General features: G+C 62.3%; 4 protein-coding genes. All 4 read right to left on the bottom strand.

What is annotated here, in order from left to right:
* Positions 1-13: 13 nt before the first annotated feature.
* From JNJ45_08625 to JNJ45_08610, 4 genes are read right to left on the bottom strand one after another with little or no spacing between them, the layout of a single operon-like run.
* Entirely contained in the window at positions 14-4,741 is a 4,728-nt protein-coding gene (locus JNJ45_08625; GenBank protein ID MBL8048732.1) for a hypothetical protein, read from the bottom strand.
* A 5-nt stretch (positions 4,742-4,746) separates the two neighbouring features.
* A complete protein-coding gene (locus JNJ45_08620) occupies positions 4,747-7,857 on the bottom strand; it encodes a hypothetical protein (GenBank protein ID MBL8048731.1) in 3,111 nt (1,036 codons plus the stop codon).
* A gap of 17 nt (positions 7,858-7,874) precedes the next feature.
* The gene (locus JNJ45_08615; GenBank protein ID MBL8048730.1) at positions 7,875-10,124 is read right to left on the bottom strand and encodes a prepilin-type N-terminal cleavage/methylation domain-containing protein; all 2,250 of its coding nucleotides are present in this window, start codon (positions 10,122-10,124) and stop codon (positions 7,875-7,877) included.
* Positions 10,121-11,974, bottom strand: a complete 1,854-nt coding sequence (locus JNJ45_08610) for a hypothetical protein (GenBank protein ID MBL8048729.1) — start codon at positions 11,972-11,974, stop codon at positions 10,121-10,123. Before JNJ45_08610 ends, JNJ45_08615 begins: the two co-directional genes overlap by 4 nt.
* Positions 11,975-11,989: the final 15 nt, after the last annotated feature.

Genomic DNA, 11,989 nt, shown 5'->3' with positions numbered 1-11,989 from the left:
GAAGCTAATTGGTTTAACGTTGATCGGCGAAGACCGGGACCGTGAGTCCGCGGACGCCGTTGAGGGGTGGAAGGGCGAACTTGATCGTGTATCGACCGAAGCCGAGGTTGTCGAAGTTCCACCCGAAGTCGTCGCCTCGCAAGAGTACGACTTCGCCATCAAAGGTCTTGTTCGAAGTGTCGTTGAAAAACTCGCCTTGGTAGGCGTTCACCACGAGCACGTCGTTGTTGGAGAGCCTGCGCGCAAACGAGGGCCGGAAGCCGTTCGGATTGTCGCTGGTGACCACGTCAGTGATCGTGCGTCGCATCGCGCGGTACACGTTCGTCGGCAAGGCCCACGTGACGTTTCCGGCGGTCGTCATTTCATAAACGCCCGTCGAGTCCGTGACCATCAGGCGGATCGCGCCGCTCGCATCGTAACCCAACGTCACCGACGTGAGTCCGGCGAACTTGCGCGTTTGCGGGGTGTTGGTGCCCGCCGCCCAGCTGTTGGTCACCGGGTTCCAGAGTTGGCCCGTGATGCCCTGCAGCGAGTACTGCGTGATCAGGTTTTCGGTCGCGGCTTGCGGATCGTAGAGAACCACGCCACCGTTGCCGCTCTTGAGGTCGAGCGCGCTGGTGCTGCCCGTGGTCGCGCCAAAACTGTTCAGGCCCGGTTCGATGTTGCCGAATCCGAACGCATACAGAATGCGCGTGCCATCTTGACTGCGCAGGCGAGCGATGCTGTTGTAGGCGTACTGCTTGCCGCTCAGTTCGGGGCTGCTGTGGCTATACACCACGCCGAGCCCGGCGAGGGTCGCGTTTTCAATCGGATCGACATAGTTGACGACCGCGCCCACCCGACCCGTTGACGAATCGTAGGCGTAGCGGTCCACCAGTTCGATGACCCGGAAATTGCCTTGGTCGGCGATCAGATAGTGACGCCAATACTCGGCTGGCTGCGGGTTCGTGAAGGGGTTATTCGCCGCCGCGACTACCGACGTCCACGTGACCATGTCGCGCGGCATGCGCAGGCGGCTCGGCGGGTTGTCGCCCAGTCCGGGCGGCTGGAATCGCGGGTCCACGCGAATCGCGGAGATCACACGCTCTTCGAACCCGGCGGAACTCATCCGCACGATCCGATCGGCGCCGCTATCCACGACCCAGTTGCTTCCGCCACCGGCCGGGATGACCCGCCAGGGACGGTTGAGCTTGCGCGTTTTGACTTGGCCCGCGTCGGGAAGCTCTTCCCCGGCTTGAGCCGTGAATTCCGAGCTCCACAGCGCGTTGCCCGTGCTGTCGGCGCGGATAATGCGGCCTTGGTCGGCGATCAAGAAGTCGCCTCGGCGGAATCCGTACACGCCCGAAGTCGTGTTCACCGCGATGAGGTCATCGCCGGCAGCCAGACTCGGCACCGTGGTTTCACCCGGGATGACGGCCTGCAACAGGCGCTGACCGAAGTCGGTGAAGTCGGTGATGCCAAAGAATTGCGGCCACTTAAAGTACGGCGGTTGGCTGACGTTGCCGCCATTCACCTTGACCGTCGTCAGGTAGCGATACCACGTGCGGACCGGCGTGTTAGCGAGGTGGCCGTTGCGGGTCGCGTCGGGCACCAGCAGGTCGCTCGGCGACACCTTCGTGTCCATCGCGTACATCAGGCCGTCCACGCCGGTCGGCGGGAAGGTTTGGTTGATGATGATCGAGGGCAGGAAGCTCGGGCCGCCGGTGTACATCGTCGAGCCGGTGATGACCGGGCTCGCTTGCGTATACATGCCGTTGAGCACGGTGTACCAGCGCAGCGGGTTCCAGCTGCCACCGGCGTTGCCGGGCAGATAGACGCCGTCTTGCACGTTGGCTTCGGGCTCGACCTTGAGGTCGCGGCTCGATCCGGTTCGGACGTACAGCGGCAAGTTGCAGGCGATGGTGTTCGCCAAGCTGCCGCGCGTCGTGGTCGAGAAATTGCGGATTTCGATGCGCGTGGGGCTCGTGATGATGTTCGGATCAATTTTCTCTTGCGAGAACTGACCCGGCGCGAGCGAGTTCATTTGCGCGAACGGCGCCGTGAAATCGGTGCGAGCGAGATCGGGCTGAACCAGTTGCAGGTTGCTCGGCGAGCCGAGGTCTAGCGTAATGGAGGCCGGACCGGGGTTGGCGTTGAACGCCAGGATGACCGACATGTACGGCGGCATTCCGGGGAAAGCGGGCAAGCCCTTCTTGAAGCCAGTCGCGGCGATAAACACGGTGTCGCCACGCACCACGGGCGCGGTTTCAAACTGCATTTTCGAGAGCGGGCGATCGAGGATCGCGCCGAGGCCCGGGAAGTCGAGCACGCCGTCGTGGTCCACCACCGAGGCGTCGTAGCGCAGGGTTTCGTTGCCGCCGACCAGCGGAATCGTGAGCGTGCGGTCCGAGCCGCCGCCGCCGATGCTGTCGTGCAGCTCCCAACGATATCGGACAATGAAGCTGCCGCGACCTTCTTCGGTGATGCAATAGAAACTACCGCCGGTGCGAACCGCCGGGTCCTTGCTGCCGAGCGCGACAAACAGGTTTCCATTCGAGCCCATCGCGATGCCGCCCATAATCTGGCGACTCAGCGACGTGCTGTCGGCGAGCTGTACGTCGCCACGAACGTAGTTTTCGGGTTGACCCACATCTTCGCCGGAGCCAGTATTGCTCGCGCCCCAGTCAATCGTGTAGTCCACGCGCAGGGAGGTCGTCGGGGGCACGACGTTACTCGCGCCATCAATGACAATCGCCGCCCCGCTGGGGGTGGTTCCGCCCAGGATTTCCGCCCGGATAACGCCCGGAGTGCCCAGGTTGATCTTGTTCATCCGAATCGCGGCGGCCGTTTGCGCTTGATTAAACACGCGGCCGGTCGAGATTTCGATGAGCGTGATCTTTACGCCGAGCGCACCGCCGCCCGCATAAATGGGGACGCCCTGCTCGCTGGCGCGGGTGTTGATGTTGATAAATCCAGTGCCACCGCCGGGAAGCCCGATGATGGTCGGCGGCTTTTCGCCGCGCGTGCCCACCCAAAGGCTGGCGATTCCCGCCGGTTTGCGCAGCGCGGGGGAAGGGGCCGTCGGCACGTAGGCCACCCGGTCCACGCCACCCGAGTTATCGGCAATCGGAATCAGGCCGACGGTAGCCGGGCCCGAAGGCGAAGTCAGGCGGAACGCCCGATCGATACCGAAGTAGCCCTTTCCAGCCGAGCCCGAACCGCGCGTCGGCGCGGTGAGGGTTTCCAGATCAACCGACCAGACGCGGCCATTGGCCTGCGGAATGGTCGTTCGCTCAGTAATAAAAACGAGATTGTCGTGAATCGTCGGTGTCAGTCGCGTTCCGCCGGGATCGCTTTGACCCGGCGCATTCGCGGTGCCGAGCGGCACCGGCGTGTTCACGTTCGCCGGATTGAGCGGGTAGCACACCAACGCGCCCGTCGCGTCGACAAAGAAGATGCGGTCGGGGTCAGCCGCGCCCGTGGCTTCGCCGCAGACCGGGCCGGAGGTTCCTGCGCCGATGGTTGCGCGCCAAATGACGTCGGTGCCGCCTTGTTGAGCGTCGGCAATGCCGTCATCAACGTTGCCGTCGTTATCCAAATCTTGGCCGGGGTTGGCGTCGTACACCGAAAGCGTGGTGCCCGAAATGACGACCATGCGGTTTTTGTAAATCGCCACGTTTTGCGTCGCGCTGCCGTTGGCCTTAAATCGCTGAATGGGCGGGGCTGAAACCGTGACGCTCGTGGAACCCGATTGCCGCGCGCCGCCGCCTTGACCGGCAAAGCTGCTGCGCAGGTTGATCATGTTGACCACGATCTTGGTTGCGAGCGCGGCGTAGTTGTCCGCCGACGGCGTGGCCGATTGGTAGCCCAAATTGTTGGTAAACGCGCCGCCCGAAAAGCCGCGGTTCATGAACGCGCCGATGTTGCAGGCGGTCACCACGACATAGCCTTCACCGATTTGGCTCAGGCCGATCATTTGGTTGGTCGGCGAAGCGCCGACGATGGGGCGAATTCGGTCGGATTCCATCGGAATCCACTCGTTGACACTCGCCGCGTTCGCGCCGAGATCACCGGCGGTCACCGGGCGGAATGCGCTCGAACCGTTCCCGAGGGCTTGCAATTCGTTTTGGCTGACCGGGTACGGCGTGGTCAGCAGCGGGCTGGTGAAGTCGCCTTGCACCGTTCCCGAAAATGCGCCGAGGAATGTGAGCGGCACGGGCGCCGGATTCACAACATCGAAGCTGATGGGGTCGCCAACGTTCTCTTGGGCGATCCAGAGAATGCCGCCTTGGTCCACGTAGCGGCGCAGCTTTTCGCGGTCCGCCGGGCTCAGGCTCAGTGTGCCGCTGACGCCGAGGGCGAGAATGTCGTACTCACTCAGCTCGTCCACGGTCGAGCGAGAGAGTCCAACCGCCCAATAGGCGGCGTTGCTCTTAGCCACGCGCGAGCCGACGGCCGGAAGCCCGCCGCCGATTCCGAATTTGCTGTGAATCGAAGCCCACTGCGTCTGCATGAGCGCCGACATGTTCGTCTGCGAGCGCGGATTCATCACGTCCCAGTTGGCGGGACGCAGATTCTTGCGCTGATCGAGCCCGAAGAACACGTGCGGAATCGGCGAATAGGCAGATCCGCCCGCGGTCAGTTGACTCCCGGGATAGATCACGCCGGCTCGAACCTGAATTTTGGTCAGCGCCGAGTTCTGGGCGATCGCCCCCGCCGCCAGGCTAAAGGCAAGCGACAAGGTTGCAGTGCGCAAATTCATGAACTTCACGGGTTGATCTCTCCAAAGTAAGACAGGGTCGGGGACACCGGCAGTCGCGGCATCGGCGGCAGGCTATTGCCCGCGGCGTCTACCCGCACCGGATTCGCGCCATCCGCCGAACCCAAAGCGAGGGTCGGGTCGTGGCTAATGGTCAAGTTGGGCACAATCGCGTCCAGCGCGACACCGCTGTTGACGTTTTGGCCGGCCGGCACATGTTGCGCTGGCAAGAAGAACGGCGTGCCCGCGAGTTGTCGCGGCATCCAACCCCACTTGCGTTGCCAGGCGGCTTGCACGGCGATGGGCTGCGGCATGTTTTCCGACACTGAGCCGACGATGCTCACCTTCACGTTGAGCGGTTCGCCATAGAACGGAGCGAAGGGGCGCGCGCCGAACTGCTGGTAGCGTCGAAGCTCCGCCGCCGGGCGTCCCACGTTGGCCACGTCGGTGTTAAACGCCAGCCGCGTATCCGCCGCGTTCAGGTTAAACGCCGGGCCGGGAATCACGAAGAAGGAACCTTCTTCGGCGTACATCGAGGCTTCGATGCGAATATCCGCCGGGTTGATCGCCATGCGAGCGGCGACCAAGTTTTGCGAAGCGTTGCCGCCAAGCGCGTTCAGGCGAACTCCGAAGAGCGTGCTTTCTTGCGTGGCCAGTTCGAATGTGCCGTGAATGTATCCGCCGGGCGATTGAATGCGCCCGCCCACGAAGGTGGAGCCGGTCGCGATCAGCTCGTGCGACGAGATTTCGAATCGCGGATACGTTTGCGTCGTGGCGTCGGCCAAGGCATAAACCGGGATTCCGAGCATCGTTTGCACGCCCACCGGATCGTTCGGCAGGAAGTGGCGTCGTGCCTCGGGGTTGATGAATTCGCTCGTCACCGCGTCCACGCCGCCCAAGAACAGATACGGGAACGTCTGCGGAACCGCGCCCGCCGTGAGCGGCGTGAGATTCAGCGACATGTACGTCGGACCGTCGTTATCGGCGGCGGCTGAAAGCACGAGATTGCTCGGGATGCGGCTGTTGTTCACGGCATCGCGATACTGCAGCGCAAGCGGCGACCACGTGCTGGGGTTTCCGGCCACCGAGCCAACTGCGGCATCCGTCACCGGATTCAGCAGCAGCTCCGTTTCGTAGTTGTAATCCACCGAATCCGGTGCGATCACGGCGGCTTCTGGCGTCGGCGTCGAAGCCAGCGACTGCGCGGAGCGCGCGGTCACGGTTTCCGAGAGCGACGGCGCGAAGAACATCGTCGTGTTCACCACGCAGAAGTCCTTGGCCATCAGCATGAGCGTCGAGGTCGAAGGTCGGCCCAGCGTCGCGCCGGCTTCCGTGCGGATGCCCTTGGTGATGCTGCCATTGACGTAAATCGAACCCATCGAGACGACGGAAAGTTGGACGTCGGTCGGGATGACGCCGCGCACTTGCACGTCGCCCTCGGCGTAAACCACGCCGTTAAACTCTTGACCGTTCTGCACGAACACCGCGTCGGTGATCGCTTGATTCACCAAGTTGCCGTTCGTCACCTCGTTGAGGATGTACGTCACGTTCCCGATGCGGCGCGTGCGGTATCGAATTGAGGAAAGCGCGGTGGCCGCGTTGTTAATCGTGCGCCAGAATCGGCGCGCCGAGCGTTCGTGCCGCGTAATTCGAAATCCGTCGCTCGTCAGTTGAATCGTCGTCGCGACCGGGCGGTAGTACGGCCCGAACCAAGCGCCGTTGGTTTGGTTGACGCTGTAGGGGTTCAGCCATTCTTGCACCACCGAATCTCGACCGGCGGTCGTTTCGCGCTCGGTTTCCGATTGGCTTGCGCCGCGCTCGGCCGAGTCCACGTACACACCACGACCGTAGCCGAGGCGACCGAGGTTGCGACCATCGGGGCCGAGGGCACCGCTGTCGCGGGTGAGCACCACATAGCGGCTCAAATTGCTGTTCGGATCCGTCGCCGTAAGCGAGGGAGGCTCGGTGCGGCCCGTGCTTCGCGGGTAACCGTCGCCGTCACTATCGTTGACGCCATCGCGGATCAATCCGCCTTGCGTGCTGAATGCGTTGTTACGCGAGTCGAGGGCCCCGGCGGCAATGTCGCCATTCGGAGTGCGCAACGTCAGCTGTGAGGCGCCGTTGGCCGAGCGAATATCGCCGCTGACCAGCAGCCCATCACCCAGGCGCGGGTCGGCGTACATCAGGTTGTCGCCGTGCAACGTCAGGTCGCCGTTCACGCGGATCGAACCCGATCCGGCCATGAGCGCGGTACCCGTGCTGTCGGTGCTGACGCCGCCAAAAATGGAGCGAACCGCCACTTGCACGCTCAAAGTCGCGCTTTCGGTGTAGGTCACACCAAGGCTGTCGCTGGCGGTCGGCGAGGTCAACGACCCCAGTTCCGCCGCGCGGCTGACGTTAAATTTGTTCGTGATGAAGCGGGCGTAATCAATGATCCCCGTTTGCGCGAAGGCGATGAGCTTGCGCGTGTTGATGTTGATCACGTCCAGGGTCTTCATTTCGCCGAGGCTCGTGCGGAACTCAGCGTTATTCGCATAACCCGCGACCTTGACGGCCTTTTGGTTCTGCAGACTCGGGTCGGTTGCCGTCAGCTTTCCGGCGCGACCCACGGCTTCAACGATAATAAACGACTTCGCTTTACCCGGCAGGCGAAGATTGCCTGCGCCCGAGCGGAATCCGCCAAAGTCGGCGGGAGCATAGCGGACACGAATCAGCGATCGGCCCTTTTCGTACTCCAGACGGGTGTAGGGGCCAAGACCATCGGGACCGCCGCGATCGAGCAGCGTGTCGGTGTCGTTCTTAAACGGGATGCCCGAAGGACCCCGCAGATAGATCGCGTCCGGATCGCGGCTGAAGCCGCCCGGCGCCACCAGCGGACTGCCGCTCGGTCGCCAGTCGGCGCCCAGCACGGAGTACTGCAGCTGATAGTGCGCGTAGCGAATGCCCGATTCGGCCAAATCTCCCGCCAGCGTACGGCGAATAGACTTCCCCGTATCGCTGATGTTGCGGGCGACGAGCGCCGAGAAGAGAAAGCCGATGCCAAGCAAGATTCCCAACACCAAAATGGCGATGATGAGGACTTGGCCGCGTTGCCGTGATCGAAGGACCGAAGGTTGCATATCTTTCTCTAAAAGCCTTATCGCAGGAAGTTCCTGACCGTGCCGGAGCCGCGCAGCGTGACCTGTTGCGGGTTCGGCGAAGTTTGCGAAGCGAACGTCAGCATCGTAATGTTCACGCCCATCAGTTGTTGGGTCTCGTAATCCACCGCGACAATGTCATTCGTCTCGTTCATTTGGAATCGGTAATTGACCGAAATGTTCCCGGGCGGGATCGGCTTACTCGGGTCCGATTGGAACTCAAGATAGCCATCGCGGTACCGAGCTTGCAGAATCGCCGAGATCGGATTCGCACTTTGGTAAGCCGCGGGCGGAACCGCCCCGACAATCGCCGTCCAATCCGGTTCGGGTTGATCCACGTAGTTGATCTTGTACTCGTTCGGGCCTACCGACTGACCGCTCACCCGCGTGTAGCGGATCGGGCGTCCGTAGTTGGGACCGGCGTTTTGGTCGGGACCAATCACGACTTCACTGCCGGGCACAATGCGACCGCGTCCACCCCAGGTTTGCTGGTTGTTATAGAGCGGGCCGATTTCCGAATCCTTATTGAGCATGCGGCGAAGGTCAATAAATCGCTTTACGAGCTCTTGCTTATTGCCCAGACCCGGGAAAATCGCATCCCAGTCGTTCCAAAGAATGTTGAATCGAGTGTTGATTTGACCAATGTTCTCGGACGGCGAGGCGATATTCGTGGTCCAGCGGTTGGCCACGGCCGGCAACGCGGCGGCGGGGTCCGTCGCCGGCGTGAACGCCGGGCCGACCACCACTTCCGGGCGATTGTCGTCTGGACTAGTGAAGCCACCGGCGGCCGGAACAGTGAACGCCGCGCCTTGTCCCACCTCGGTAAGCGCGAAACTCGTCGTCACCTTGCCTTGTCGGCGGCTGTAGCTAAACGGAATGAAGTCCCGCAGAGCGTTGATGCTGCCCGTCCAGTTCGAACGCGCGTCGGCTTGCAGCTGCGCGTAGGTAAACGGATACCGGGCCATGCCGGTTGCAGCCGGGTCGTTCTTGGCCAGCTCATAGGCGGTGAGGTCAAAGACCTCCAGGTTTTCGCCGGTCACCGGGTTGATGTAGAAAATGCCGATTCCGCCATCGGCGCGTCGCAGGTTTTCCAAGCGAATGCGATCGTTGACGTTCGCGATCGGGTTGGTGCCACCGCGCACGATCGGGCTCGGCCGGACGCTCACCTTGTTGCGTGCCCAGCCGCCGAATTGCGTGCGGAACACGTCGGCGCCGACCTGCGCGAGGTTGGTTGACTCTTCGCCGAGGCGCAGCGGAAGTTGACCATCGGGCGATTCGTTCGCAATCCGCGTCGGTTGGAACGTAATCAGCGACGAAATGCGCGGGCGGTTGCCGTCGTAGGTGATCTGCCGCGTTTGCTTGTTGTAAACCGGGGCGATCGAATCGAAGCGATCAATATCCGTGACCACGCGCGAAGCCTTGATCCAGTTCATGATGCGCACGTTTTTGGCTTGCGCGGCCGCACCGGCCAGCGCCGCACCGGTCACGTCGTCCACGCCGGGAATCATAAAGTAGGGGCCGTCAATGTTATCCGGCTCGCCATCGCCATCGGCGTCCACGAACAGGTCGCTGTTGAACTGCCAGGCGCCGCCACGGTACACGCGGTACGCCACTTCGGCGCGTCGCAGCACAAAGAGGTTGTCGCGGCCGTTCACGCGCGGCGTGAGCAGACGGTCGTACGGGTTGCGGTAGGCCGCGGGAACCCAGTTGCGGTAGTCCTGGTTGTTGTTGGCGGGCGGTTCAATCGGTCGGTTGAGCGACACGAACCAGCGCACCAAGCGGAAGCCTTGCGTGACCGGAATCACCGGTTGACCGACCGGCGCACGGAGCGTCGGGTCCACCTTCCAGTTGTTTTCGTCTTGCGCATCGCCCGCCGGATTGATCAGCAGATTCGGATTGCGCAGACCACCACCGCCATCCACCGAGGGAGCGGCTGCAGGTTGGAAAATGTCGAGCTTGGTGTTCTCCAGAAGGATGGTTTCCACCGAGTTGGCCGCGAGGCCCGGCACTTGCACGGCCACGGAGCCGCGCAGGCCCGAGTTGTCGCGCACGCTGGAACCGTTCGTGATGTCCTTCACGACGTCGTTGATGATGCCGCGAGCACGATCCTGCGCCAGCGCGTAGCTTTGAGCCGCGCGCGACAAGTTGAAGCTCTGCACCACGGGAATCGTGATGATCGTCAGGAGGATCGTCGTGATCGCCATCACGGTGATCAGTTCGATGAGCGTAAAGGCGCGCTTGAGTCTCATTGATCCACCCCGCGAACGATGAAGCTTTCCGTCAGGGAGCGTCGGTTTTGTTGCATGTAAGTTTCCAGGGCGCTGAGCGGCGCGGTCGCCGATCGCAGTTGGAAGCTGCCCGGATTCCAGGTCACCCGCACGTCCACGCTCGCACCGCGCACTCGTCGCACGGCGTAACCGTTGCTAAAGTCGAGCGCGGCGGCATCCGGTCGGATTTCGCGGATATCAACGTAGGCGAGCGCTTGCCAATCGGTGGCGCGAGGAGCTTGAATCACAAACGTTTGGTCTTCTACCAGTTGGCGATTTGTTCCCGAATCCAGGTACCACACCTCGCCAATTGCGACTTTCTTCCCAATATCGCTGAGCGGGAAATAGATGCGGTAAGGCAATCCGTCTCCAGCCAAGTTGGTCGCGCCGAGGTAGCACTGCTTAAACCCGATCGTCGCCGAGCTCGTCGGCACGTAAACCGAGGCCGCCTTGCTCACCTGCACCGCCATTTCGTTGCGGGCCATGTAGATCGCGCGCAGCGAGCGGCCATCCACCGTAATCGGCTGCGGCGTCGTTGATTGCGCGTACACGATTTGTTGCGTCGCGTTGAACGTCAAAATTCCTTCCGACTTGTCAATCGAGTACGAAGCGGGAGTGATGATGCCGCCCGTTTCCAGGTCAATCACGGCGATGTCGTCCGGTGTGGTGTCGCCGTCGTTCACGGTAAAGCCAAGACCCGCGTTTCGCAGGCCATCCGGGCCATTGATGCCCGAGACCTTCAGACCGCGAATCGCGAGGCGATACGGCCGTCCGGCGGTGAGGCCGGTTAAATCCTCGCGCAAGATGCGCCAGTCGAACACGTCGTAGTCCACGCGGGCCGAAAGCGGCACCCGGGCGCGGCGCGTGCGGAGCTCGTAGCCGTAACCGTTCGGGTTGAACATCAACGTGCCAAGGTTCGCGTCGAGCAGCTTGTACTCAAACGCCGAATCGTCGGCCACCGTCGTCGAGAAGTTGGCGAGCGGCGCGACTTCGGTAAACATTCGTTGCGCGCGGATCGTGTCTTGCTCGGCGTGGGCGAAGTTCGTCACGCCCGGCAGCGAACCAAGGTTCACCACGACGTAGCCATAGGGTGTGGCGAGCTTGCCCGGGATCACCACGGTCGTCGTCAGCGTTCGGGATTCAAACGCCGACCCACTCGTCGCGATGTAGTTGAACTCAAGGCGATATTCGCGGTTCACGGCGCCTTCCGGCAACGCGATCTGCTGACCGTCGTCATCGAGCAAGTAGGAGTTCGAGGCGTAGCGGGCGTTATCTTGGAAAATTTTCTCCATGTCCGGCCCGTAGACCGCCAGGCGTTGGCCGGCGGGCAGGAGCACCGGCCCGAATTGCAGGTTCATCAGCGAACCGAATTGATCCACCACACCCGCACCCGTACCGACCGGCACGAATCGCGGCTGAGCAATCTTTTTGCCTTCGCCGAGAACGCGGCGCACGGTGTTGGAGCCAGCGAAACGATGCCAGGGCCCAAGGGCGTTGCCGTTGACGATGATAAAACCGTCCGAGGAGCGGATCGTCGAGGTTCCCGCCGGGATCACGGCCGAGGGTCGCTGGTTCAGGTCCAGCTGGAGCCCACCGCCCGCGTATTGCACGGGAAGAATCGCTTCCGCGATTTGCTCACTTTGACCTTTGAGGCGTTCGATTTCGGCTCGGGCGAGGTTGACGGCCACGGAGTTGTTGGCCGTGGTTCGCAAAATGCCGAGACCTTTCGGGAACACCTGAGCCACCCCCAGGATCCCCACCAGGAACACCACAATGACCACCAGGATTTCCACCAAGCTGGCGGCCCGGGTCAGTTTACGGTTCGAATACATGTGTTGCATGAGTAC

Source organism: Chthonomonas sp. (genome assembly GCA_016788425.1).
Classification (GTDB): domain Bacteria; phylum Armatimonadota; class Fimbriimonadia; order Fimbriimonadales; family Fimbriimonadaceae; genus JAEURQ01.
Note: the sequence above shows the minus strand (reverse complement) of the source record. Positions and strands in the feature narration are given on the sequence as shown.

Bases quoted from the DNA above. Each gene is read 5' to 3' on its own strand.
- JNJ45_08620 (MBL8048731.1), bottom strand. From the start codon at position 7,857: ATGCAACCTTCGGTCCTTCGATCACGGCAACGCGGCCAAGTCCTCATC.
- JNJ45_08625 (MBL8048732.1), bottom strand. From the start codon at position 4,741: ATGAATTTGCGCACTGCAACCTTGTCGCTTGCCTTTAGCCTGGCGGCG.
- JNJ45_08615 (MBL8048730.1), bottom strand. From the start codon at position 10,124: ATGAGACTCAAGCGCGCCTTTACGCTCATCGAACTGATCACCGTGATG.
- JNJ45_08610 (MBL8048729.1), bottom strand. From the start codon at position 11,974: ATGTATTCGAACCGTAAACTGACCCGGGCCGCCAGCTTGGTGGAAATC.